Origin of the sequence: Pandoraea bronchicola, from assembly GCF_902459805.1 — a bacterium.
GTDB lineage: Bacteria > Pseudomonadota > Gammaproteobacteria > Burkholderiales > Burkholderiaceae > Pandoraea > Pandoraea bronchicola.
In genome coordinates, this window is sequence record NZ_CABPST010000009.1 from 154,849 (window position 1) to 178,868 (window position 24,020).

The following is a 24,020-nucleotide window of genomic DNA, read 5'->3' on the forward strand; positions in this document are numbered from 1 at the left end:
GGTGCGGCCCGGCTTGCCCACGTTCCCACCGTCACCAACCCGTCGCAAAGCAGTCCCCAGCCCATGTCACACCTCCACTAGTTGTTCGGTTCGATTTCGCTTGCCGCGAGTTACATCAGAAGATCGGCCATGTCAGAGAAGAATTTGGCCACCGGTGCGGCCCGGCTTGCCCACGTTCCCACCGTTACCAACCCATCGCAAAGCAGTCCCCAGCCCATGTCACACCTCCACTAGTTGTTTGGTTCGATTTCGCTGGCCGCGAGTTACATCAGAAGATCGGCCATGTCAGAGAAGAACTTGGCCACCGGTGCGGCCCGGCTTGCCCATGTACCCACCGTCACCAACCCATCGCAAAGCAGTCCCCAGCCCATGTCACACCTCCAGTGTTTGCTTCGTTGTTTCGCGTTTGTTGCGAGTTGGGTCAACGATATACCCCGGGGTGGGTCGTGAAAACTGAGATAAATCACAGTCGGCGTACGGGCAACGGGTAACGGGCAGCGGCGATGCCGTCACGCGGCCGCCAGCCGGGCACGGAACGACCGCGACACGTCGCCATACCGGCCTCATCGCGCCCGTCAAGTCCCCGCCGGACCGGCAGGCAGGGGCGAGCAAGCGCGCGCAGTGTAAACTGCTGGGTTTTTGACCCCTCAGTGGAATGGTGCAAGTGTCCCGGCGTCCCGTTATCAGCGCCCCCACCCTCATACGCTCTCTAGCCCGTCTAAGCTCGTTCGCGCCGCCCGAGGCCGCGCCGTCGCTGTCGGACCGCATGAGTCAGTGGGTCGGCTGGACCGACGCCATCGCCCTGTCGTCGGCGCTCAAGGCCACGCCGCCCGCCGCAACGCCCGGCGCGCGCACGGCTGCGCACGACCCGGCAAGCGAACTGGCACGTGTACGCACGGACCTCGCCACCGCCATCGCCCGCGATTGCGGTCTGGCCGCCGCGCCCGGCGGGCAGATCCGGGCGTTGAGTGCCGCCGAGCGTCAACGGGCGGCGTCCTTCGCAGAGTTTCCGGCGTATCGGCAACGCTATGCGACGTCGCAACAGACGATGGACACGGCTATCAGCGCCCTGCGTACCCGTCTGCGCGGGCAGTTGGCCGCGCAGTCGCCAGAAGCGGCACGGCTCGCCAGCGTCGACGCGGTCATGGAGCGCGTGATGGGCGCACGTGAGCGCACACTGCTCGCCAGCGTGCCGAATCTGCTCGAAGGACACTTCGTGCGGCTGCGCGATACGGAACAGGCCGCGATGGCCGCCCCGCGCGTGCCAGGCGCACCGCCGCTCGCGCCCGCCGGCACGTGGCTCGACACCTTCCACCGGGACATGCAAAGCATCTTGCTTGCGGAACTGGATATACGCCTTGAACCGATCGAAGGGCTGATTGCCGCCCTCCTCTCGGTTCATCCCGGCGAAAACGTTAGTGAACCCGGACAACATGACCCGTTACCTCGTTGATTTCGTTGCCTTTGTCGCAGGTCTTGCCGTCGTCGGCTGGATCGCCATCGGCTATGCCGGTACCAATACGCTCGCGCTGGCCGTCGCCCTGCTGATCGCGGCGGTCTATCTCTTCGGCGCGCTCGAGCTCAAACGCTTCCATCAAACGACGAACGCCCTCGCCAACGCAGTCTCCGGCCTGAACGCAGCCCCCGCCTCGCTGCCCTCGTGGCTCGACACGCTCCCGGCCAGTCTGCGCACCGCCGTGCGTCTGCGCGTCGAAGGCGAACGCGTCGGCCTGCCCGGCCCCGCACTCACGCCATACCTCGTCGGGTTGCTCGTGCTGCTCGGTATGCTCGGCACGTTCCTCGGCATGGCAGCCACGCTGCGTGGCACCGGCCTCGCGCTCGAAGGCGCCACCGACCTCGAGGCAATTCGTGCCTCGCTCGCGTCTCCGGTGAAGGGCCTTGGATTCGCGTTCGGCACATCGGTGGCCGGTGTCGCCACGTCGGCCATGCTCGGCCTGCTCGCCGCACTCGCCCGCAAGCAGCGCGCGCAAGTCGTGCAGTCGCTCGACGCCCGTATCGTCACGACGTTGCGCGGCTTCTCGCAACAACACCAGCGCGAAACCACGCTGCAACTCCTGCAGCAACAGGCAACGGTCATGCCCGCCCTCGTCGACCGCCTGCAAGACATGATGGCCGCCATGGAGCGCCAGAGTCAGGCGCTTGGCGAGCGGCTCGTTGCGAATCAGGACGCGCTTCACGCCAAGACCGACGCGTCCTACGCGCAGCTCACGAGCGCCATGCAGCAGTACCTGAAGGACAGCGTGACCACCACCGCGAGCGCCGCAGGCGCCGCCATCCGCCCTGAAGTCGAGGCGACGATGGCCAGCCTCGCGCGTGAGACGGCGTCGTGGCATCAGACCGTCTCCGGTGCGATGCAGGATCGAATGGACGGCCTGTCCGATCGCTTCGAAGCGACCACTGCGCGTGTGGCGAGCGTCTGGAAAGATTCGCTCGACGCTCAGTTGCGCACCAACGAATCGCTCGCTACCGATCTGCGCACCGCACTAGGCGAGTTCACGCAGACATTCGACACACGCTCGTCGCGACTGGTCGACGATGTCGCCACCCGACTCGAAGCCGTCACCGGACACGTCAGCAGCGCCCATGCCGGTGTCGCGCAGACGTGGGAGACGTCGCTTGCCGCGCAACAGCGCACCAACGACTCGCTCGCCAAGGAACTCGGCAGCGCGCTTGTCCAGTTCGCACAAACCTTCGAGACCCGCTCGGCCAAGCTCGTCGACGACATCGCCGCTCGTCTCGAAGCCGCGACGGGTCAGGTCAGCGCCTCGCACGCCGGTGTCGCGCAAACGTGGGAATCGTCGCTCGCGGCGCAGCAGCAATCCAACGATGCGCTCGCCAAGGCGCTCGGTGCCACGCTCGCGCAATTCGCGCAGACCTTCGAGACACGTTCTGCAGGTCTGCTCGCCGACGTCACCACCCGTCTCGACAACGCCACCGGCAGCATCGCGACCGCGCAGACGACGGTTGCTCAGGCATGGGAGCAAGCCCTCGCCCAACAGCAGCGCTCGCACGACGCCCTCACGCAAGATCTCGGCACGGCGCTGGAGCGTTTCGCACAGACGTTCGAAGCCCGTTCCAGCGCATTGCTTGGCGACGTTGCGGCCAAGCTCGACGCCGCCAGCGGTAATGTCACCGGCGCGCACGAGCGCGTGGCCCAGGCGTGGGATCAATCGATCGCGCTGCAACAGCAAGCCAACGCCGCCCTGAACACCGAGCTCGCCGCCGCACTCACTCGCTTCGCCGAGACTTTCGAACAGCGCTCGGCACACCTCATCGACGGCGTGAGCCAGCGCACCGAAGGCGCGATGCAAAGCGTGTCGGAGACCGCCACCGTCGTGTCAGGCGAGTGGAAGCAGGCCCTCACGGCACAACAGTCCGCAAACGATGCGCTCGCGCGCGATCTGGCCGGCGCGCTCACGCGCTTCACCGACACCTTCGAAACGCGCGCCTCGCAGTTGCTGCAAAGCGTCTCGGCACAATTGGATTCGACGTCCGAAAACGTTGCGCAGACGTGGCGCAACGCCATCGCAGAGCACACGCGCACGAGCGAGCGTCTGGCCGACGGCAACCAACAACTCGTGGCGGCAACAACCAGCGCCTTCACGCAGCACAGTGCGTCGTTGCTGCAAGCTTTGAGCGCCGCCAACACCGCGCATCACGACGCCACCGCAGAGCGCGAAACGCAGCGCCTGTCCGCGTGGACCGAAACGCTCGAGGGCACGCTCGCCACGCTGCGCTCGGAATGGCAGCAGGTCGGCGCACAAACCGCCAGCCAGCAACAGGCCATCTGCGACACGCTCGCCCGAACCGCGCTGGAAATGTCGGAACAGACGCGCGCCAATGCCAGCGATACCATCGCCGAAATCTCGCGTCTCGTGCAAACCGCGTCCGAAGCGCCGAAGGCCGCCGCCGAGATCATCGGCGAGCTGCGCCAGAAGCTCTCGGACAGCATGGTGCGCGACAACGCCATGCTTGAAGAACGCTCGCGTCTGCTCGACACGCTCGGCACGTTGCTCGACACGGTCAAGCACGCCGGTAACGAACAACGCGCCGCCGTCGATGAACTGGTAACGACTTCCGCCCAATTGCTCGAGCGCGCCAGCACGAATCTGGGCGACGCCATCGCCGCCCAGACCGAGAAACTCACTGCCGCGTCGGCCCAGGTCACGGGCAGCGCGGTGGAAATCGCCAGCCTTGGCGATGCGTTCGGTGCCGCCGTGCAGTCGTTCGGCGAATCGAACACGCAACTGCTCGAGCATCTGCAACGCATCGAAGCCGCACTCGACAAGTCGATGGCACGCAGCGACGAGCAGCTCGGCTACTACGTCGCGCAGGCGCGCGAGGTGGTGGAACTGAGCGTGATGTCGCAGAAGCAGATCCTCGAGAACCTTCAGGATCTGGCGCAAACGCGGGCACAACCGGGTAGCGTGGCAGCATGAGGGAAGATTTCGACGCGGATATCGCGGACAGCGGCGACGTCGGTGCCGCGGCGCCAACGTGGGCCGTCTTCGGCGATCTGATGTCGGTGATGCTCGGCGCGTTCGTGCTCATCATGCTCGGCGTGATCGGCGTGCAGATCGAACTGTCCGCCAAGCTGGAACGCGAAGTGAAGGAGCGGCGCGCCGAAACGCAACGCCGTCAGACACTCGAACAGGCGCTGGCCGGACCGCTCGCCGGTGGCCGCGTCACCCTCGTGAACGGCCGCATCGGCATCAGCGGCAACGTGCTTTTCGCGCTGAACTCCGACCAGTTGCAGCCGCAAGGGCGCGAGGTGCTGCGCAGTCTTGCCGCCCCGCTCACCGCCTATCTGCGCGCGAGCGACGAGATCCTCATGGTCAGCGGCTTCACCGACGATCAGCAAGTGCGTGAGACGAACCGGCGATTCGCCGACAACTGGGAGCTGTCCGCTCAGCGAGCGCTCACGGTCACCCGCGAACTGATTGCCGCAGGCGTGCCGCCCTCGTCGATCTTCTCGGCGGCGTTTGGTTCGGAGCAACCCGTGACGTCGAACGCCGACGAGACCGGCCGTGCGAAGAACCGGCGCGTGGAAATCGCGCCGATGCCGCGCAGCAGTGCCAGCAGCGCGGGCAAACCTCATGGGTGATGCAATGAGCGTCGAGCGTGCAGACACAGCGGCAACGGCTGCGCATGACGCATCGGACCCATTGTCCGAACAACTCGCCGCGTGGCGCGCGCAAGGCGTCGATAAACGCGACCCTGCCCGGTTTCATCGCATCGAAGCCCTGGCGCTGCGCAGCCGCGCTTATTCGGGTGACGTACGGCACGTGCTCGACGACCGTCTGAAGACACTGGTGGAGGAGTTCGTGCAATCGCATGGCATCCCGTCCACGGCATCCCCCGATGAAAGCGGTCCGGCCCCGCTGCGTGCATCGTCACTGCTCGCCGCGCTGACGGCCGACATCGCGCAACGCGTGGGGTCAGGCGAACGCCCAGCGCCGTCGGCGGCGCCTCGCAAGGCCCAAGCGGCAACGCTATCGGGTCAGACACAACAGACGCGCAAGACCGCTCAGTCAGACAGCGTTGCGCCAGCTTCGCAGAAGCGCCCCATCGCACCGCCTGCGCCAATGCCCGTGCCCGTCACGCCGACAGTCATCTCCACCGACGATGCCTTCGAAGACCTCGACGTCCTCGAATATTTCCGCGAGACATGGTCGAAGCTCAGCACCGACGGCAATCTGCGTCAGTCGCTCGCACAAGTGCCGGAGAACGCCGGGCCGCTCAATTCCAGCCATCTGGTGCATCGCGCGCTCTCACTCATGCACGACGTCTCGCCCGACTATCTGCGGCACTTCCTGCGTCATGCCGATGCCCTCTCGTGGCTCGAAGACATGGAAACCACGGGCATACTGGGCAATAAGCCCGCTGCACGCGCCGCGACCGTCGCCAAGACATCCCGCGCGAAAGCTCGCTAACGCCGGCCGCCGCTGATCGCCGGCATCCAGCGCAACGTCATCGCCCAGAACACCAGCGCCGCAAGACTCACGCTCGCGCCGAGTACACACACTCCCGCCCAGCCTAGGGCCGCGTATGTCGCCGTCGCCGCAACCGCTCCCAAGCCGCTGCCCGTCGCGTAGAACAGCATGTACGCCCCCACCAGACGACTCGGCGCATCGGTACGCGCCGCGAAGATCAGACTCTGGTTCGTGACGTGAATCGCCTGTCCGGCGAGATCGAGCAGCAAGACGCCCAGCACGAGCCAGCCCAGCGACGCATGCAAGCCCGCCAGCGGGAGCCATGAGGCCACCAGCAACGCGAGCGCGACGCCGGTCGTGCGCTGCGCCCATCCCCGGTCCGCCCAATACCCGGCGCGCGCCGCCGCCAGCGCCCCCGCTGCACCGACGAGTCCGAACGCGCCAATGCTCGTGTGCGAGAAGTGAAACGGCGCCCCGGAGAGCGGCAAGACCAACGCACTCCAGAAAATGCTGAACGCCATGAACATCAGCAGCGCGATCATCCCGCGAATCTGCAGCGTGCGCTCCTCCCGCAACAGACGGCACATGGACGCCAGCAGCACGACGTAGCGTTGCTGCGTGCCCGGGGTCGTCTGACGCGGCAACGCCCGCCATAACACCGCGCCGAGCATCAGCATTCCCCCGGCCGACGCCAGGTACACGCCGCGCCATCCCGCGATATCCGCGACGCCACCCGCCATCACACGCGCCAACAGCAGACCGACGACCACGCCACCCTGTGTGGCACCGACGACACGTCCGCGTTCATGCTCACCGGCCGCACTCGACGCGTAGGCGATCAGGCCCTGCGTCATCGCCGTGCCCAGCATGCCGACCAGCGTCATGCCCAGCAGCAACGCCACGGCAGACGTCGCCGCCGACACGGCCAGCAGACTCAGCGTCAGCATGGCGAGCTGCACCCGCATCAGACGCCGCCGCTCCCACTGGTCGCCCAAGGGCACGAGGAACAACAATGCCAGCGCGCACCCCGCCTGTGTCGCGCTCACAACGCCGCCCGCCGCGCCGCGAGAGATCCCGAAGTCGTCTGCCAGCGCATCGAGCAACGGCTGCGCGTAGTAGACGTTGGCAACGCTCAGTCCCGCCGCGCAGGCAAAGATCGCGACGAGCGTGCGCGGCATACGGTGCGCGGCGCCGGGCGCGTTCGATGCCGCAGACGCACACGCGACATTCGTCGATTGACACGATGACATGAGGCTCCCCCAAACTAGTTTCAAATTAAGACTTGTTGGAGGATAACCAAACCAGTCTTAAAATGAAACTCAATTTTCTGCCCGGCAAAACGATCCCGTCATGACGCAAACCCAACCTGACGTGCCCACCCCCTCGCTCGATACCTGTCCCGTCGCGCGCACGGTCGACATCATCGGTGACCGCTGGAGCCTGCTCATCGTGCGCGACGCCTTCGACGGCGTGCGCCGTTTCGGCGACTTCCTGCGCAGTCTCGGCGTGGCGAGAAGCATGTTGACGACGCGTCTGCGGGCGCTGGTCGAGGCTGGCATCCTGTCGGTGCAGCCCGCCTCCGACGGCACGTCGTATCAGGAGTACGTGCTGACGCCACAGGGCCGTGAACTCTTCACGCTGATCGTGGCGATGCGGCAGTGGGGGGAGAAGCACCGTTTCGGGCGGCGCGAGTTGCACTCGACGCTGGTCGATACACGCACGGGCGAGCCACTCGCCGATTTACAGCCGACCACCCGCGACGGACGGCCCATTGCGCCGGAGGACACTCAGGTCGTCCGGCCGGCGTGAGCGGGGTGCCAACTTGCCAGTGAAGGCGGTTCCGGTGGATAATCGAGCCCGCTCCCGGTGCTACGGCCCGGGAAAATCCTTTGAAAAATCATCGTGTTGGGCGCCAATTCACGCAGTAATGCCGAAGGTACCGCCCGCCGCAGCACTCCTCGACAAGCCGTCGTCCCAGACGGCTTTTTGTTTCCATGACGAACCACGGACAACCGCCGGCTGACGACGCACAACCGGCCCACGACGACGATGCCGGCCTCGGCGCGCCGCAATCCCATGCCACGGGCGACGACGAGACGTTCGTCGGACCTGACGGTGTAGCGCACCCGCGCCGCATTCGCAGTTTCGTGCGCCGCGCAGGACGCAGCTCGGAAGCGCAGAAACGCGCGTTCGATGTGCTCGGCCCGAAGTTCGTGCTGCCGTATGCGCCCGAAACGCTCGACTGGCCCGCAGCCTTCGCGCGTGCCGACGCACCGCGTATTCTCGAAATCGGCTTCGGTATGGGCGACGGCACCGCGCATATCGCGAAGGTGCGGCCGACGGACGATTTTCTCGGCGTCGAAGTGCACGAGCCAGGCGTGGGCGCATTGCTCAAGCTCATTGGCGAAACGCCGCTGTCGAACGTGCGCATCATTCAACACGACGCCGTGGAAGTCGTTCAGCACATGCTGCCGGAAGGCTCGCTCGACGGCGTTCACGTCTTCTTCCCCGATCCCTGGCACAAGAAGCGCCATCACAAGCGCCGCCTGCTGCAGCCGCCGTTCGTCGCTTTGCTCGCGTCGCGTCTGAAACCGGGCGGCTACCTGCACTGCGCCACCGACTGGCAGGAATATGCCGAGCAGATGCTCGAAGTGCTCGGTGGCGAAGCCACGCTTGAAAACACAGCGGCCGATTACGCACCGCGTCCGGACTATCGTCCCGTGACGAAGTTCGAGAATCGCGGCCTGCGCCTCGGCCACGGCGTGTGGGATCTCGTGTTCCGCAAGCGCGGCTGAGGAATATCGCCGGCGTCGCCGAAAGGAAGAAGGGGCACCGCGCGGTGCCCCTTTTTTCATTCTGCTTTCGGTCTTGCGCGCGCCGGCCTCAGTCAGCCCAGACGACCAGCCCGCTGTAACCGGTAGCCAGCACCACCAGACCGAACACGATGCGATACCACGCGAACGCCGTGAAGTCGTGCGACGCGATATAGCGCAGCAGCCAGCGCACGCAAATGAAAGCGCTGATGAACGCGGCAATGAAGCCGATGCCGAACAGGCTGAAATCGTCGACCGACAACGTCGAGCGTGCCTTGTAGAGTTCGTAAATGGTGGCCCCGAACAGAATCGGGATCGCGAGGAAAAACGAAAACTCGGTGGCCACCTTGCGCTCGAGCCCGAACATCATGCCGCCGATGATCGTCGCTCCCGAACGCGACGTGCCCGGCACAAGCGCGAGACATTGCGCGAAGCCAACTTTCAGGGCGTCGGCGAGCGAGAGATCGTCAATCGAGTTCACACGCGGCAGCTTGCCCGCTTCGGCGTTGCGGCGGTTGTGCCGCTCCACCAGCAAGATGATCACGCCACCGACGATGAACGCCGTGGCCACCACGGTCGGGTTGAACAATGCCGCTTTGATGTGCTTGCCGAGCAACAGACCCAGCACGATGGCCGGCAGGCACGCGACGATCACGTTCACGGCAAAGCGGCGCGCCTTCGCATCGCTGCCGAGGCCCGCCACCACCTGCGCGATCTTGACGCGAAACTCCCAGCACACCGCGAGAATCGCGCCGAACTGAATCACGATCTCGAAGACCTTGCCCTTGTCGTCGTTGAAGTCGAGCAGACTGCCAGCCAGAATCAGGTGACCGGTCGACGAAATCGGCAGGAATTCGGTCAGACCTTCGACCACGCCGAGAATGACGGCTTTGAACGCCAGCAAAAAATCCATGCAATGAGTTCCTGAGGAGTCGCGAATAACGGATTGGGGAAACGGGAGCGCTAAAGGGTTCGGCGGATCGGTCAGCCGACCTCGTCAGCGAGCATCGAATTTGACGTTCACGCCATGCGAGAGCACGGTGATCGCCCCCGGCTGACGCGCCACGCCACCCACGCTGAGTTGCTCGGGCTTGAACGTATAGATGGGCGCGCCTTGCAGCAACTGCGTCGCAATCAGGGCACCTGCCGCGTTCAGTTGCCGTGACCAGCGCTCCGGCAAACCATCGATGGTAAAAGTCTCGACTTCCGGGTCTCGCAGCACCACCGACATCGTGGCAGGGTCGTACGCGAGTGCACTGTCGATGGCAAGCGTGCCCGTGAGCGGTGCACCGCCCAGCGGATGCGTCACCCTGGCATCGATGGACACGGCCAGACGATTGCGGTCCGGCAGCAAGGTCAGCCGCGGGTGCGTGAGGTTCACATCAAGCACCGCCAGTACACGGCGGTCGAACGGAAACTTGCGCTCCAGCGCGCGCTGCAACTGACTTTCGGAGAAGGTGTATTCGTTGCCGAACGGCAATCCCGCGCAGGCCGCCAGCCCGGCGGCGAGTGCTGCACTCCCCGTCAACGCCAGCCAACGACGGCGTGAAACGCGCCGGGCCGGCTTTGCAAGCAGTGCCTCGCACTGCTGATGAATCTGCTGATCTGGATGAACACTATCCGGCATGTCACGTTCCGCTACAGGGCGTCCGGCGCCCGACACGCGCGACTATAGCATTCGCTTGTGACGCGCTTCTACGCGCCAGTGCGCCCGAGCGCCCGAGCGAGCGCCGATGGCCTCGATTACGCCGCCATCGGCGCAGTCATCACTTCCAGTTGTGACAACCAGGCAACTGCCTGTGCGCGATCCGCACCGCACATCTCGGCCGATGGCTGCAACGAACCACATACCGCCGGACGCTGCGGGCTGCCGAAGATCAGGCAGCGGTCGTCGTCGTCCAACTGCACACAGCGAGTGTTCGCCGGCTTGCCGTTCGGCATGCCGGGAATCGGCGTCGAAATGGAAGGCGCGATGCAACACGCCGCGCAGCGGGGTCGGCAGTTCATGAATGGATAGGGGGAAAAGCAGAGGGATCGGCGTCATCCGCACGGAGAAACGCCGTCTCAGGCCGCGCATTCTACCGTGAGTGGCGAAGCGGGGCCTGCGCGGCCCGCGCCCGGCTTACCAGGGCAAGCTGCCTTCGCCGCCGAAGAACCCGCCCGTCACCGGCCCGCGCTCGCCGAGCGCCAGCATCAGCACGCTACGCGCGCCTTCGGCAAGCCCCTGCCGTGCCCGTTTGCCGTTCGCATCGATCGTCAGGTCGGCGGGGGCGCCCGGATCGACCGAGTTCACCGTGATCGACGTCTCGCGCAATGTATGCGAGAGCTGTACCGTCAGCATGTTCAACGCCGCCTTCGACGCATTGAACCCGATCTGCCGAAACGCCGAAGGCTCCCACGCCGGATCGCTGTTGTGCGCCAGCGACCCGAGACCGCTCGACACGTTGACGATGCGGGCCCGCGCCGAGCGCGCCAGCCACGGCAGCATGGCTTGCGTCACGCGCAATGTACCGAAGAAGTTCGTGGCGAAGACCCGCTCGACCGCTTCGATGGAGGCTTTCTCCGGGGCGTCGTCGCGCGGATCGGTCACCGCCGCGTTGTTCACCAGCACGTCGAGCCGCCCGTGATAGCGGCCAATGCGATACGCGGCCGCGTGGAGCGTCTCGGGCCTTAGCAGGTCGATCACCAACGTCTCCGCCTGGAAACCCGCCTTGCGCAGCGGTGCAACGACTTCCTCCCCCTTCGCTTCCTCTCGTGCCCCCACGAGGACCGTCATGCCGGCCTCGGCCAGCGCACGCGCGACTTCATGCCCAATACCTCGCGTCGCGCCAGTCACCAATGCCACGCTTCCCAGATGGCGATCGGCATTCTCGCTTACCGCGTTCTCGATGGCGTCCCGTTTCATCACTGCTCCCGTCGAAATCCCTGTTGTGCTGCGCCTGAGCGCGCGCAAATTTGTTAGCATCGAGTTTATGAAGAATCCTTCAGATTTTCCATTCGCATATGAAACCGGACAGCCAAGCCCCCGCAACGCCCCGTAAATCGCCGCAGCAGGCGCGTTCGCGGGTCACCATCGACGCCATTTTCGAAGCCGCGCTTCAGGTTTTGCTGCTCGATGGCGGCCGTCAGTTGACCACGACTCGCGTCGCCGAGCGGGCGGGGGTGTCGGTCGGGACCCTGTATCAGTACTTCCAGAACAAGCAGGTCTTGCTCTACGCGGTGCTCGGGCGGCATATCGACCGGATCGTCGAGACCGTGGAGGCAACGTGTGCGGCCTCTCATGGGCAGCCGCTCGAAGTGATGGCGCGCTCGCTCGCCGAGGCGTACGTGGGCGCCAAGATGTCGGACATCGAAGAAGCGCAGGCGTTGTATCGGCTCTCGGAAGATCTGGATGGGCGCGAAGTGTTCGCCGGGGCGGCCACGCGCATGCATACGGCCGTCGTCACCATGCTCAAAACCGCGCACGACACGCGTTTCGACGATCCTGAGACGGTCGCCTTCGTGTTCCTGAACTCGATGAGCGGCCCCCTCAAGGCGATTCTCGAAAACCGCGCGCCCGCCAGTGCCTGCTACGAAACGCTGGCGGGACAGATCGCCGATCAGATGGCGACGATGTGTGGCGCTTACCTGCTTCGGGTCGCCCAACCGGTCACGCCGAACGCCGCCGCATAGCCACGCAGGCGCCGCACTTACGCCGCCTGTGTGGCAAAAGTTCACGCGTCATAATGACTGCCGCCCGGAACTGGTAAAATGCCGGGTTGTGTTTGCCTACTACCCACGGTAACCGAGATGAATTACGAACAGGCCCGCTTTAACATGATCGAGCAGCAAATCCGTCCCTGGGACGTGCTCGATCAAGAGGTGCTCAATCTGCTCAAGCTCGTCAAGCGCGAGGAATTCGTGCCGACGGCCCAGCGCGCCCTCGCCTTCACCGACGTTGAACTGCCGCTGCCGGGCGCGGCCATCGCCGACAAGAGCCAGCACATGATGTTCCCGCGCGTCGAAGCGCGCATTCTGCAAGCGCTCGCGCCGAAGAAGAATGAGAACGTGCTCGAAATCGGCACGGGTTCGGGCTACATGGCCGCCCTGCTCGCCTACAACGCGCATCACGTGACGACGATCGAATTCGACGCCAACCTCGCCCAGACCGCCCAGCAGACGCTGCGCGCCAACGGCGTGACGAACGTGGAAGTCATCAATGCCGACGGCGCGCAAGGCTGGAGCGCCGCCGCACCGTACGACGTGATCGCCATCTCCGGCGGCCTGGCCGAACTGCCGCAAGCGTTTCTCGACCAACTGAAGGTCGGTGGCCGTCTGGCAGCTTTCATCGGCGGCAGCCCGGTCATGGAAGCGAAGCTCATCACGCGCATGTCCGAGACCGAGTACCGCGCCGAAAACCTGTTCGAGACGCAAGTGGCCTATCTGGTTGCACCGCAACCGTCGAGCTTCAAGTTCTGAGCCCGGCTGCCGGGGTGACGTGCCGTCCGGTCACGGACGACGCGCCCCGGAATGCCGCGAGCGGACCGGTCCCGCGCCCCTTTGCGGGGGCAAATGCGTGTGGGAATCGACGAGGACCGGACGCCACCAATACGACACACGAACATCATGCAAAACATTACACCGGCGCAATTGGCCCAGTGGCTCGCGGACGGGGACCGCAGCCAACCCACGCTTCTCGACGTGCGTGAGGATTGGGAAGTGCAGACCTGCCACATCGCCCAGAGCAAGAACGTGCCGCTCGGCGACGTGCCCGCCCGTCTGACGGAACTCGACGCCGATGCGCCCATCGTGTGCATCTGCCATCACGGCATGCGCAGCGCACGCGCCGCAATGTTTCTGGAACAACAAGGTTTCTCCCAGCTGTTCAATCTGGACGGCGGAATCGATGCCTGGGCTCGCCAGGTCGATCCGTCGATGCCGACTTACTGAGCCAGGGCCATGCGCCCTTCGAGGCTTGCCGCGCGTGAGCGCGCGGCCAGGCGTGCGCCTGCGTTGCGCACCCTCTCTGCGAGCGCCCTCGTCATGGCGACGACGCTCGCGGCCCTCATGGTTCACGCCGCGCCCGCCGGCGCCACCGATCTTCTCCAGCTTTACAGCGAGGCCCAGAGCCGCGACGCGCTGATCGCCAGCGCCCGCTCGGCCTACCTCGCCAACATCGAAGCGCTGCCGCAGGCCCGCGCCGCACTCCTGCCGCAGGTCTCCGCGCGCTGGGGCTCCGTCAATACGCACTACGGCTCGGGGAACGTGTCGAACACGTTCGTCAGCAGCGGCTACAGCCTTGCGCTCACGCAACCTATCTTCCACTGGGATAGCTGGCAGTCGTATCAGCAAGGCAAGCTGACGGTCGCGAGTGCCGAGGCATCGTTCGCGCAAGCGGAACAAGATCTGATTCTGCGCGTGGCGACCGCCTACTTCGACGTGCTCGCCGCGCAGGACGACCTTGCGCTCGCCGGCACGCACAAGCAGGCTATCGCCGAACAGCTCGCGTCCGCCAAGCGGAATTTCGAAGTCGGTAACGCCACGATCGTCGACACCAACGAAGCGCAGGCCAGCTTCGATCAGGCCACTGCGCAGGAAATCGCCGCACAGAACACGCTCGATGTCCGCCGTGCCGCCTTCGCGCGAATCGTCGGGCATCCCGTCGGTTCGCTCGCCACGCTGCGCGCAGGCGCAACACTGCCGTCGCCCCAGCCGAACAACGTGGCGGACTGGGTCGCACAGGCGGAGCAGGCCAACTACGGCGTGCAACTGCAAACGCTTACGCTCGAGACCGCGCGGCGTGAAACGTCGAAGGCCAAGTCCGGCTATATGCCGTCGGTCGATCTGGTCGCTGCCGGGGCGCACTCGAACGTGGGCAACGCCAACAGCCTGCTGTCGTCGGCCATGTCGAGTCCGTCAAGTCCGGGCTCGGGACCGAGTTCCGCCGGGCAGATCGGCATTCAGATCAGCATTCCGATCTTCTCGGGCGGCGCCGTGCAGAGCAAGTTGCGCCAGACGCTCGCCCTCGAAGACAAAGCCATGACCGACCTGGATGACGCGCGGCGGCTGGCCGTTTTCAGTGCTCGCCAGTCCTATCTGGGCGTGTCGAGCGGGCTGGCGCAGGTCAAGGCACTCGAAGCGGCCGAGCAATCGGCGCAGTCGTCGGTGGCGTCGAACAAGCTCGGCTATCAGGTGGGCATTCGCATCAACGCCGATGTCCTCAACGCCGAAGACAAGCTCTTCACCACGCGACGCGATCTCGCCAAGGCGCGCTACAGCACGCTGCTCTCGAGCCTTCAGTTGAAAGCCAGCGCCGCCACACTCGTCGACACGGACTTGCAGTTGCTCAACGCGTTGCTCACGGAAAATCCCGAGGCTTCCGCAGCCATGGCAGGCGCTCGTGAGGCCGCACCGGCCGACGCCGGAGCCGGGTTGCCCGCGCGTGGCGTGCGACCGGGCGTCACGGCACCGTCGATGCGGCGTTAGTCACCCGGCCGCTTGAGCCGGTAGAGCCGCTTGGGCCGGTTGAGCGGACACGAAAGCGCATAGCAAAATGCCTCGTATGGCCAGTTCGGCATGCGAGGCATTTTGTTTTCAACGTGCAGACAGCGTTCGGTGCCGCGGCGAGGTCAGTCTTGCGCGACAACGACACCCGTGTCGAGCCAACGGCCCAACGCCGCAACAGTGCGCGCCGTCGCCCCTTGATGCTGTTTCGCGAACAGCAGCGCCGCAGTGCGCATCGCAAGCCGGCGGTCGTCGTTGAGCAGCAGATCGGCCAGCGCCGTGGCGAGTTCGCCCGCATCGCTGACACGCAATGCCGCGCCCGCCGACAGGGCGTTCTCGCTAGCCTGCGTGAAGTTGAACATGTGAGGGCCGAAGACGACCGGCGTGCCCGCCGCACAAGCCTCGATCAGGTTCTGACCGCCCAGTGGCAGCAGACTCCCGCCGATGAACGCGACATCGGCCGCAGAGAAATATGCCGCCATCTCGCCCATCGAATCGCCAAGAACCACGTCGACATCGGCAGGCAGCGGCGTGTCGTCGTCGGGCCAGGCACTGCGGCGAACGTAGTTGAGCCGCACCTTCTCCAGCATCGCCGCGACCTCATCGAAGCGCTGCGGATGACGCGGCACAAGCACCAGCAACGAACGCCGCCCCACATCCGAGGCTGCGGCGAGCATCGCACGCGCCTGAAGCACCAGCGCTTCCTCGCCATCGCGCGTGCTCGCCGCGAGCCAGACCTTGCGCTCGCCGAAGCGCTCGTGCCAACGCGCACCCCGCGCGAGCAGTGCAGACGGCGGCGTCATGTCGAATTTGAGATTGCCCATCACGTCGACGTCGTGCGCCCCCAGCATGCGAAGCCGCTCGGCATCGGCATCGCTCTGCGCGAACACGCGGCTGAAGCCGCCGAAGACCGGCTTGGCCGCCTCGCCAAAGCGGGCGGCACGCCGGAACGAACGTGCCGACATGCGCGCATTGGTCAGCACCAATGGCACACCGCTTTCACGGCAGGTGAAGATCAGGTTCGGCCAGACTTCCGTCTCCATCACCACGCCGACGCTCGGTCGCCATTGCTTCAGGAATCGCCGGATCGGACCGACCATGTCGTAAGGCAGATAACAGCGCAGCACACGATCGCCGAACAGGTTTTCGCCCGTGGCACGCCCGGTGGGCGTCATGTGCGTGAGCAAAATGCCGTGAGACGGGTAACGCGCCAGCAGCGCGTCAATCAACGGCTGCGCGGCGCGCGTCTCCCCAACGGAGACGGCATGTACCCAGATCAGCGGACGGCCGGTGTATGGCGGAGCATCGTAAAACCCGAAGCGTTCCCCGATGTGACGGCGATACCCGGGCTCGAACCGGCCGCGCCACCACAGGCGAATGACGGCCAACGGTGCAACGATCCACCAGAGCGCGCGATAGACGAGACGCAGCAACATTCAGATGAGCGCGCGTTGCGTGAGGCGTTGCAATACCGCCAGCGGCGAGCACTCGGGGTGCACCATCGCTTCGGCGGGCAGGAAGAATGTCTGCTCCATCATGAACTGCCCCGACATCACGGCGTGAGAAGTCTGATCCGAAAAGCAGACCCACACGCTGCCCGGCGGGAATGGCATGGTCTGCTGATCGGCGTCGCGCTGGTAGCCCATGTCGGCTTTCATGCCGTCATGCAGGTGCAGCATGATGTGGTCGTAGCCGCTGCGCGGGCGCTTGGTGATACCCACGGCGTTTTGCAACCATGCGGAGCCCGGCCATTGCATCGGCACTTTAGGCAGGAAGCGCCTGGCCACGGCCTCGAACGGCTCACCCACGCGCCAGACGCGTGGCTGGCCCGCCGGATTGATGTTGGTGAACACGCGCAGAATGCGCTCGCCGTAGTTCGGGCGCGACGGGAAGGCATCGACATGCAGGCGGCTGTCGTCCTTGCGCCACGACGTCTGGCGCGTTTCGACCTGATGCAGACGCAAGCTCGTAGGTGCCGCGCGCAACTTGCCGCGATACTCGGGCAGCAAACCGTCGATCAGACTGCATGCCTGCGTGTAATAGCGCTTGACCAACGCATGGACGGCACGCTGCGTGGCGTCATCGGCGGCTACGCCCACGAGCACGTCGGTCTTGGGATCGAGGCTGATGTTCTTGCGCTTCGGATCGGCAATCGACGGATCGAGCAGACGCTGTTCCCCGGCATCGATGGCAAAAGCCAGATGCGGGAAGTAGAGCACCTTGCCCGCCTCGACATCGGCCACCAGCGTCTCGCGCGGTATCGACAGTTGGCTTCCCTGCCAGTTGCCGGATTCGACGGTAACGATCTGGTTGCTTTCTTGCGTTTGGCTCATGCGCTTCGGTCCTCCCCGGACGCGGCGTCGCCACGCATCGCAGGCGGCAGCGACGGTGCGAGCTGGCGCACGGCGTCGCGCACTTGCGCGAGCGTTGGCTTATGTTCGGCGTCGCCTAGATTGATGATGCACGGCGACCAGAATCCACCGGTGCGCCACGCGGTGCTGAAATTGTATAGCTCGATGGTGGGGCGGTTCAGCGCTGCGGCAATATGTACCAAACCGGTGTCCACCCCCACGGTGATCGCACCGCGATCGATGAGGCCGACGACCTGCGACAGATTCAGCTTTGGCGGCACCCAGGCGTCGTTCCCCAAGGCCGCAGCCAGCCGCAGCGAAACCTCATGCTCGGCTGCGCTGCCCCACGGCAAGACGATCCGCAACCCCCGCGACGCCAGATCCCGGCCCAGCGCAATCCAGTCGTCTTCGGGCCAGCTCTTGTCCTCGCGCGAGGTCGCATGCACGAACACCGCGTACGGACGGTCCGGGCACTGGCTGTGATCCGCCCGCTCGGTGGCAATGCCGAAGTCGATCTCGCCGGGCACCTTGAAACCCAGCGCCTCGGCGACCAGCAAGCGTGAACGCGTCACCACGTGGGTATGCGGCTCAATGCGCACCATGTGACGATACAGATAACGCACCGGCCACTCGTAGCTGGCCCCCTCGGTCCGGTTGCCCAGTCCCCACACGGCGCCACGCGCCGTGCGCGCAATCCAGCCGGTCTTGACCAGGCCTTGAGTGTCGATCACGTAATCGTAGGGGGTTTCGCGCAGCGCGCGGCGAAACGCACCGACTTCCTGCCACGTGCGCGCCGCGAGCGGCTTCTTGCGCCAGCGGCGCAGGGCGAAGGGAATGACCCGGCGCACACCGCGCACGAGTTTGACGAGGTCGACGAAACCCTCTTCCACGACCCAGTCGATCTGGGCGTCGGGGTACTGGCGCAGGATGTCCTGCACCACGGGCATGTTATGGACGACGTCGCCGAGCGACGAGACTTTGACGATCAGAACCTGCAACCGAACGCTCCGGCGGTTCGGCCGGGCCTCGTGAGCAAAACCGCGATTTTACTCCCGACACGGCCCGCTGGACACCGTAAACGCCAAGGATCTCGCCACGGCTCCCTCCCCCTGCCTTGCGCCCGCCATCGGGCGCTTGCGCCAGGGGGAGCCCCATCGGCCGGGGTCCCCCCGGCCTGGCGTCAGAACGGCAGCTTCGCGTCGGGCTTGACCGCCAGAATGGCGCGGCGGAAGTCGTCCTGAATATGCTTGATTGCCGCTTCGCTGTCGGCCTCGAAGCGCAGCACGACGACCGGCGTGGTGTTCGACGAACGGGCCAGACCGAAACCGTCCGGATACTCGACACGCACGCCGTCGATCTTGATGATGTCCTGCGCACCGTCGAACTTGGCGGTTTCGCGCAGCTTGTCGATCAGCGCGAAGTTCTCGCCTTCGGCCAGCGGGATCTGTAGCTCAGGCGTCGAAATCGAATTGGGCAACGCGTTGAGCACTGCGCTCGGATCGGCCACCTTCGACAGGATTTCGAGCAGACGCGCGCCCGTGTACAGGCCATCGTCGAAACCGTACCAGCGATCCTTGAAGAACACGTGACCGCTCATCTCGCCCGCAAGCGGTGCGCCCGTTTCCTTGAGCTTGGCCTTGACCAGCGAGTGCCCCGTCTTCCACATCAGTGGCTCGCCGCCATGCTCACGCACCCAGTCTGCGAGATTACGCGTGCACTTCACGTCGTAGATGATCTTCTCGCCCGGATTGCGGCTCAGCACCTCGGCCGCGAAGAGCATCAACTGACGATCCGGATAAATGATCTGACCATCCTTGGTGACCACGCCGAGACGGTCGCCGTCGCCATCGAACGCCAGGCCGATTTCTGCATCGGTCGTCTGCAGTGTCTTGATCAGATCCTGCAGGTTCTCGGGGTGTGCCGGGTCCGGGTGATGGTTCGGGAACGTGCCGTCCACGTCGCAGAACAATTCGATGACATCGCAGCCCAGCGAATGGAACAGCGCCGGGGCGTAAGCACCCGCCACACCGTTGCCGCAATCCACTGCAATCTTCATCGGACGCGCCAGATGCACGTCGCCCGCGATGCGCGCGCGGTACGACTCACCGATCTCGTCGGCCGTGTACGTGCCCTGCCCCGTTTCGAAATCCTGCTGTTCGATCAGCTTCGCCAGACCCTGGATCGCGTCGCCATAGATCGCGCGGCCGCGCAGCACCATCTTGAAACCGTTGTAGTCGGGCGGGTTGTGGCTGCCCGTGACCATGATGCCGGAATCGACAATCCGGCCGTGCAGTGTGACGTTCGTTGCGAAATACACCATCGGCGTGACAACGACGCCGATATCGACCACATCGACGCCTGCGGCGCGCAGGCCGTCGGAGAGTGCGCCGACAAGCTCGGGGCCGGACAGACGGCCATCGCGGCCGACGACGACGGCATTGCCGCCCTCGCGACGCAGCGCCGTGCCGAATGCACGGCCGATCAGGTTCGCAACGTTGGCATCCAGCGTCTTGCCGACGATGCCGCGAATGTCATATGCCTTGAAAATCGCAGGCGAAACTTGCGTGGTTTGCGTCATGGGAAAGCGTCTCTCGGAAACGAGGGGAGAAATGAGCATCCGAAGCGGGTGGGCCTGGCCGGTTGCCTGCCCGGCCCCGCGACGGGCCGGAAGTTGCGAGCGCCTTGGCCGCGAAGCACGCGGCGGCCGCGCCGCAAACGTCAAATCCCGGCAGGAAGCCCGGCCGGGAGCGGCTGCATTACGTTAAAATTATACGGGACTTCGCCGCACTGCGGCACGTCCCGAAACCCTTGTCAGTCATGGCCTGCCTCCCTAGCCGCACGACGTGACAAGCGCGTGAAGTCCACCCGCACCGGCCTCACAAGGCCGGTTTTGCTTATCTTGAGAACGAGTGAGCCGCGCGAGCGCCACATGCCCTATCGCACCATCATTCGCAACATCCTCTGGATGCTGACCGAGCGCGGCGCGCAAATCGCCGGCGGCATCGCCGTCTCCGGTCTCCTGGCTCGTAGTCTGGGCGCCGCCCAGTTCGGCCTGTTTCAGTACGCGCAATCGCTCGTGTTTCTCGCCGCCTCCCTCACACTGCTGTGCGGCAGCGAGGTCGTGGTGCCGCGTCTGGTCGGCAAGCCCGAGGCCGATCAACGCACAGTGATCGCGCACGCCTTCGTGTTGCGACTGGCCGCCGCCGCCGTCGCTTATACGATTCTCACCATTTACCTCATCGGCTTCGCGGAGTCCGACCTGCTGGCCGTCACCCTCTGGCTCGGCGTGGCGCTCTGGTTCCGCGAGCCGTTCGGCATCGTGATCGCATGGCTGCAAGCACGCACGTTCAACCGCCCGAGTGTAACGGCCAACCTCTGCGGGCTGGGGGTGAAGCTCGCGCTCGTGGCGATGCTGTTCGCGACACATGCGGGTGTTGCTTCGTTTGCCGTCGTTTATGCCGTCGAGGCCATCGTAGCCGCCACACTGCTCGCGCGCTATTACCTGAAGCATTCGCCCAAGACACCGGTCATCTGGCAACGCAAGCTGTTGCTGGACCTTCTCACCAGCGGCATGACGTTCTGGGGCGGGCTGATGCTCATGATTCTCTTCAAGCGCATCGACCAGCTTGTGCTCAAGCCGCTCATTCCGCTCTCGGAGCTGGGTGCCTACGCCGCGGCCATGCAAATCACGGAAAACTTCGTGCTCGTCGCGCCGATCATCGCGAATTCGCTCGCGCCGCAACTGATCTTCCAAACGGCCGACAACGCCACCGCGAGGCGCAACACTGTGCGGGCGGTGTGGCTCATGGTGGCCGCGGGCGCCAGTCTTGCCGTTCCGATCGCGCTGCTGGCACCCTGGATCGTGCACCTGATTTACGGCGCAGCGTTCACGGAGTCGGCGCAGATTCTGCGCGTGTCGGCCCTCATGGGGATTCTCGTGTTCGCCGATGCCGCCCTGAACCTGACGCTGATCCGTCGCGGCGCCGGGCGTTGGGTCATCGCGAAATGGCTGTGTGCCGCCGTCGTGGCCTTCGTTGTCGTTCGCGGCCTCGCGCCACACCTCGGTGCGCTCGCCGGAGCCCTCGGCTTCGGAGCCGGCTATGCGGCCGCGCTGGTGCTGGGCGTCTGGCTGCTTCGACGGGACTGAAGCGATGACGCAAACTCACGCCCTGAATTCCGCTGCCCCGCGCACCGTCTGCCTGTTCACGGGCACGCTCGCAGCGTTCGCCGGTGCCGAGCGCGCCACGGCCACCCTGGCGAATGCGCTCGCGGCACGTGGGCACCGCGTGCATGTGCTCTCGCTGTGGGGCCACACCCCTGTATTCCCGTTGGCCCCGGGAGTGGCGCATCACGCGCTATTCGCCGAGCGCATGGCCTTCAAGCATCACTATTTATCCATCGTGCGGCAGGTGCGCCGTTACGTTCGCGAGCACGCCATCGATGTGATGATCGACGTCGATCCGATGCTCGCCCTTTACACGGTGCCCGCCACGCTCGGCCTGCCGCTGCGACGCATCGCCTGGGAGCACAGCACTTACGCCAGCGACCTCGGACGACGCGCACGCCGGTGGGCGCGTGCGCTGGCAGCACGCAGGTACGACGCCGTCGTTGTCTTGACAGATGCCGACCGCATCGCATGGCAGACGCATCATCCGCACGCTCGCGCAAAGTTCGTCACGCTGCCCAATCCACTCGGCATCGCGATCCCCGACACGCTGCCGGCGCACAGTGACGAGGGCTGCATTCTTGCCGTCGGACGCCTCATCCCGGAGAAAGGCTTCGACCGGCTGATCGAGGCATGGGCGCGCATCGCCCATGACGCCCCCGGTTGGCACGTGCGCATCGTAGGCGACGGACCGCTGCGCGACGCCCTGCGCACGCAGGCACGCGACGCGGGGGTCGGCGAGAGCGTCGAGGTACTGCCCGCCGTGGCGGACATCGCGCAGCACTACGCGCGGGCAGCGATCTATTGCCTCGCGTCGCGACGCGAGAGCTTCGGGCTGGTGCTGATCGAAGCGAAGGCTTACGCAGTGCCCGTGGTGGCCTACGCCGCCGACGCCGGCCCGCGCGCACTGCTGAACGACGAGGTCGACAGCCTCGTCGTGAACGACGGCGACCGCGAGGCGCTGGCTGGCGCACTCTCCCGGCTGATTGGCGACGCCTCGCTGCGACGCAGACTCGGGATGGCGGGCTACGCCCACGCGCAAGACTTCCGGCCCGATACCATCGCCGCGCGCTGGGAAGCGCTTTGGACCGATGGGAAGTCAACGCCGGAGGGCGAGCGATGAGGATCGTCCTGTTCGTCACCGGTCTGCAGTTGGGCGGCGCAGAGACCCAAGTCGCCGATCTCGCCCGGGGGTTTCTCGCACGCGGTCATGATGTCAATCTGATTTCCCTGACCGGGAATTGCGCCATCGATCTGCCCGAATCGCCACGGCTCACGCTCATCGAACTGAGGGCGGGCAAGACGCCGTGGTCGCTCGTGTGCGCGTTGCGGCGGCTCGTCTCGCATTTGCGTGCATGGCAGCCGGATGTCGTGCACGCCCACATGGTGCATGCCAATCTGCTCGCCCGTGTGGCACGCTGGTTTGTGTCAATGCCGGTGCTTGTGACGAGCGCCCACAGCCGTAATGAAGGCGGACGTCTGCGGATGCTGGCCTACCGGCTGACCGACCGATGGACGGACTTGACGACCAACGTCAGCGACGACGCCGTGGCTGCGTTCGTCGCGCAACGCGCCGCCCCTGCGGCACGCATCGCGAGCATGCCCAACGGCATCGATACGACGCGCTACCATCCCGACGCGCCATCGCGTTCGCGGTGGCGCGCCGCCGCGCTGGCAACGGCGTCCGGCACGACGCCCATCGTCTTCGCCGCCGGCCGGATGGTCGAAGCGAAGGACTACCCGACGCTGATCGACGCGTTCTCGCACGTGCGACGAGAATTACCCGGCGCGCGCCTGTTTATCGCGGGCGACGGGCCATTGCGGGCCTCGGTGCAGGCGCTCGTCGACACCCGTGGACTTTCCAATGCCGTCACGTTGCTCGGGCGTCGCAACGACATTGCGCAATGGATGTGTGCGGCGGATGTGTACGCGATGTCGTCGGCCTGGGAAGGATTACCGCTCGTGATCGGCGAGGCAATGGCCAGCGGCTTGCCTATTGTGTCGACCGATTGCGGGGGCGTGCGCGAGCTGGTCGGCACCGGGCCGGACAATACGCTGGTGCCCGTAGGCGATGCGCAGGCGCTTGGCGAAGCCCTGACTTGCTGCTTGCGCGCCGACGCGAGCGTGCGCCACGCGGCCGGCATGGCCAATCGCGAGCGCATCGTCGCCAATTACTCTCTCGATGCTGTCGTCAGCCGATGGCTTGAGACCTATGCCCGACTGGCTGCGGCGCGAGCCGCAGCCCACTGAATCC

22 protein-coding genes are annotated in these 24,020 nt (G+C 65.5%); 13 read left to right on the top strand and 9 right to left on the bottom strand.

The features are described 5' to 3' along the window. The first annotated feature begins 655 nt into the window (after positions 1 to 655). Genes PBR20603_RS16860 through PBR20603_RS16875 form a run of 4 tightly spaced genes read left to right on the top strand, consistent with a single transcriptional unit; the run spans position 656 to position 5,954 of the window. A complete protein-coding gene (locus PBR20603_RS16860) occupies positions 656 to 1,453 on the top strand; it encodes a DUF3348 domain-containing protein (protein ID WP_150560650.1) in 798 nt (265 codons plus the stop codon). Then, positions 1,434 to 4,460 carry a DUF802 domain-containing protein gene (locus tag PBR20603_RS16865; protein WP_150560651.1) on the top strand — a complete coding sequence of 1,009 codons (3,027 nt, stop codon included), beginning with the start codon at positions 1,434 to 1,436 and terminating at the stop codon, positions 4,458 to 4,460. Before PBR20603_RS16860 ends, PBR20603_RS16865 begins: the two co-directional genes overlap by 20 nt. Further along, positions 4,457 to 5,125, top strand: a complete 669-nt coding sequence (locus PBR20603_RS16870) for an OmpA family protein (RefSeq protein WP_150560652.1) — start codon at positions 4,457 to 4,459, stop codon at positions 5,123 to 5,125. Before PBR20603_RS16865 ends, PBR20603_RS16870 begins: the two co-directional genes overlap by 4 nt. Then, on the top strand, positions 5,118 to 5,954 hold the full coding sequence (locus PBR20603_RS16875; RefSeq protein WP_150560653.1) for a DUF2894 domain-containing protein: 837 nt from the start codon (positions 5,118 to 5,120) through the stop codon (positions 5,952 to 5,954). The genes PBR20603_RS16870 and PBR20603_RS16875 overlap by 8 nt, the downstream gene beginning before the upstream one ends. Here PBR20603_RS16875 and PBR20603_RS16880 read toward each other — a convergent pair. Continuing rightward, positions 5,951 to 7,204, bottom strand: a complete 1,254-nt coding sequence (locus PBR20603_RS16880) for an MFS transporter (RefSeq protein ID WP_425495826.1) — start codon at positions 7,202 to 7,204, stop codon at positions 5,951 to 5,953. The genes PBR20603_RS16875 and PBR20603_RS16880 overlap by 4 nt on opposite strands. A gap of 100 nt (positions 7,205 to 7,304) precedes the next feature. On the opposite strand from PBR20603_RS16880, the gene PBR20603_RS16885 reads away from it, so the two are divergent. Next, complete coding sequence (locus PBR20603_RS16885; RefSeq protein WP_150560654.1) at positions 7,305 to 7,763, top strand: winged helix-turn-helix transcriptional regulator; 459 nt, start codon at positions 7,305 to 7,307, stop codon at positions 7,761 to 7,763. Positions 7,764 to 7,948: 185 nt separating this feature from the next. Next, the gene (gene trmB, locus PBR20603_RS16890) at positions 7,949 to 8,749 is read left to right on the top strand and encodes a tRNA (guanosine(46)-N7)-methyltransferase TrmB (RefSeq protein WP_150560655.1); all 801 of its coding nucleotides are present in this window, start codon (positions 7,949 to 7,951) and stop codon (positions 8,747 to 8,749) included. A gap of 88 nt (positions 8,750 to 8,837) precedes the next feature. Here trmB and PBR20603_RS16895 read toward each other — a convergent pair whose 3' ends face one another. From PBR20603_RS16895 to PBR20603_RS16910, 4 genes are all read right to left on the bottom strand, one after another. Continuing rightward, on the bottom strand, positions 8,838 to 9,680 hold the full coding sequence (locus PBR20603_RS16895) for an undecaprenyl-diphosphate phosphatase (RefSeq protein ID WP_150560656.1): 843 nt from the start codon (positions 9,678 to 9,680) through the stop codon (positions 8,838 to 8,840). Between the two features lie 84 nt (positions 9,681 to 9,764). Continuing rightward, positions 9,765 to 10,394: a DUF1439 domain-containing protein gene (locus PBR20603_RS16900; RefSeq protein ID WP_150560657.1), complete on the bottom strand. Its 630-nt coding sequence runs from the start codon at positions 10,392 to 10,394 to the stop codon at positions 9,765 to 9,767. Between the two features lie 116 nt (positions 10,395 to 10,510). Continuing rightward, positions 10,511 to 10,774: a YkgJ family cysteine cluster protein gene (locus PBR20603_RS16905; RefSeq protein ID WP_150560658.1), complete on the bottom strand. Its 264-nt coding sequence runs from the start codon at positions 10,772 to 10,774 to the stop codon at positions 10,511 to 10,513. Between the two features lie 115 nt (positions 10,775 to 10,889). Continuing rightward, the gene (locus PBR20603_RS16910; protein ID WP_150560659.1) at positions 10,890 to 11,672 is read right to left on the bottom strand and encodes an SDR family NAD(P)-dependent oxidoreductase; all 783 of its coding nucleotides are present in this window, start codon (positions 11,670 to 11,672) and stop codon (positions 10,890 to 10,892) included. A gap of 98 nt (positions 11,673 to 11,770) precedes the next feature. Here PBR20603_RS16910 and PBR20603_RS16915 point away from each other — a divergent pair, with 98 nt between their 5' ends. From PBR20603_RS16915 to PBR20603_RS16930, 4 genes are all read left to right on the top strand, one after another. Then, the gene (locus PBR20603_RS16915; protein ID WP_150560660.1) at positions 11,771 to 12,439 is read left to right on the top strand and encodes a TetR/AcrR family transcriptional regulator; all 669 of its coding nucleotides are present in this window, start codon (positions 11,771 to 11,773) and stop codon (positions 12,437 to 12,439) included. Between the two features lie 117 nt (positions 12,440 to 12,556). Continuing rightward, positions 12,557 to 13,225, top strand: a complete 669-nt coding sequence (locus PBR20603_RS16920) for a protein-L-isoaspartate O-methyltransferase family protein (RefSeq protein ID WP_150560661.1) — start codon at positions 12,557 to 12,559, stop codon at positions 13,223 to 13,225. 147 nt (positions 13,226 to 13,372) lie between these two features. Further along, positions 13,373 to 13,696 carry a rhodanese-like domain-containing protein gene (locus PBR20603_RS16925; RefSeq protein WP_150560662.1) on the top strand — a complete coding sequence of 108 codons (324 nt, stop codon included), beginning with the start codon at positions 13,373 to 13,375 and terminating at the stop codon, positions 13,694 to 13,696. Between the two features lie 9 nt (positions 13,697 to 13,705). Continuing rightward, entirely contained in the window at positions 13,706 to 15,232 is a 1,527-nt protein-coding gene (locus PBR20603_RS16930; RefSeq protein ID WP_150560663.1) for a TolC family outer membrane protein, read from the top strand. Between the two features lie 143 nt (positions 15,233 to 15,375). On the opposite strand, the gene waaA is transcribed toward PBR20603_RS16930, so the two are convergent. From waaA to PBR20603_RS16950, 4 genes are all read right to left on the bottom strand, one after another. Then, a complete protein-coding gene (gene waaA / locus PBR20603_RS16935) occupies positions 15,376 to 16,683 on the bottom strand; it encodes a lipid IV(A) 3-deoxy-D-manno-octulosonic acid transferase (protein ID WP_150560723.1) in 1,308 nt (435 codons plus the stop codon). Between the two features lie 3 nt (positions 16,684 to 16,686). Then, positions 16,687 to 17,583, bottom strand: a complete 897-nt coding sequence (kdoO, locus tag PBR20603_RS16940) for a Kdo hydroxylase KdoO (RefSeq protein WP_150560664.1) — start codon at positions 17,581 to 17,583, stop codon at positions 16,687 to 16,689. Then, on the bottom strand, positions 17,580 to 18,548 hold the full coding sequence (waaC, locus tag PBR20603_RS16945; RefSeq protein ID WP_246174787.1) for a lipopolysaccharide heptosyltransferase I: 969 nt from the start codon (positions 18,546 to 18,548) through the stop codon (positions 17,580 to 17,582). The genes kdoO and waaC overlap by 4 nt, the downstream gene beginning before the upstream one ends. Before the next feature lie 233 nt (positions 18,549 to 18,781). Beyond that, the gene (locus PBR20603_RS16950) at positions 18,782 to 20,179 is read right to left on the bottom strand and encodes a phosphomannomutase/phosphoglucomutase (RefSeq protein ID WP_150560666.1); all 1,398 of its coding nucleotides are present in this window, start codon (positions 20,177 to 20,179) and stop codon (positions 18,782 to 18,784) included. Positions 20,180 to 20,530: 351 nt separating this feature from the next. On the opposite strand from PBR20603_RS16950, the gene PBR20603_RS16955 reads away from it, so the two are divergent. Genes PBR20603_RS16955 through PBR20603_RS16965 form a run of 3 tightly spaced genes read left to right on the top strand, consistent with a single transcriptional unit; the run spans position 20,531 to position 24,016 of the window. Continuing rightward, a complete protein-coding gene (locus PBR20603_RS16955) occupies positions 20,531 to 21,748 on the top strand; it encodes an oligosaccharide flippase family protein (RefSeq protein ID WP_150560667.1) in 1,218 nt (405 codons plus the stop codon). Positions 21,749 to 21,752: 4 nt separating this feature from the next. After that, a complete protein-coding gene (locus PBR20603_RS16960) occupies positions 21,753 to 22,889 on the top strand; it encodes a glycosyltransferase family 4 protein (RefSeq protein WP_150560668.1) in 1,137 nt (378 codons plus the stop codon). Then, positions 22,886 to 24,016, top strand: a complete 1,131-nt coding sequence (locus PBR20603_RS16965; protein WP_150560669.1) for a glycosyltransferase — start codon at positions 22,886 to 22,888, stop codon at positions 24,014 to 24,016. Before PBR20603_RS16960 ends, PBR20603_RS16965 begins: the two co-directional genes overlap by 4 nt. The last annotated feature ends 4 nt before the right edge of the window (positions 24,017 to 24,020 follow it).